This window comes from Exiguobacterium sp. s129 (genome assembly GCF_018617585.1).
Lineage (GTDB): Bacteria > Bacillota > Bacilli > Exiguobacteriales > Exiguobacteriaceae > Exiguobacterium > Exiguobacterium aestuarii_A.
The window spans coordinates 1-529 of sequence record NZ_JACSKL010000035.1 but is presented as its reverse complement, the minus strand read 5'-3'; the positions used below and the strand labels follow the sequence as shown (position 1 = coordinate 529).

General features: G+C 60.1%; 1 protein-coding gene. It reads right to left on the bottom strand.

Annotated elements, in window-relative coordinates; all coding sequences use genetic code 11:
• Positions 1 to 160 precede the first annotated feature (160 nt).
• Positions 161 to 529, bottom strand: a 369-nt coding sequence (locus KNO92_RS14720; protein ID WP_214761897.1) for a transposase, incomplete at its 5' end; no start/stop codon positions are given.

Below are 529 nucleotides of genomic sequence, written 5' to 3'. Positions count from 1 at the left end.
GTGACGTGTACATCGACGATGAAATTGTGCTTGGCGTCGACCGTCCGATGGGCCAGCCAGAAAAAGCCTTCCGGCTTCTGGTCGCGATACATGTAACCCGCATCCGGGTCGGTCCGGCTCACCTTGACGAGCCGGCGCTCCCTCTTCTGAGATGCCGGTTTCAGTTCTTTTTTCCTCGTTCGGCCCGTTCCTCGTTCACGCGGGTGAGGAGCTCGTCCTCGATGGCACCGACGACCCGTTCGACCTCGACCTTGTCGAATTTCTTCTTGTTCGCGTTCGCCCGGATGTGCGTGGAGTCCGTGATCAGGATGCGCCCGGAGACGAGCCCGTGGGATTCCGCCTGTCGGACGATATCCTCGAAGATTTGTTGGAACACGTCGTTCCCCTGGAAGCGTCGCCGGTAGGCCTGGCTGATCGTCGAATGGTCGGGAACCTTCTCATCGATGCCGAGACCGAGGAACCAGCGATAGGCGAGGTTCGTCTGAACCTCCCTCACGGTCTGGCGCACGGAACGGATGTTGAACAGGGG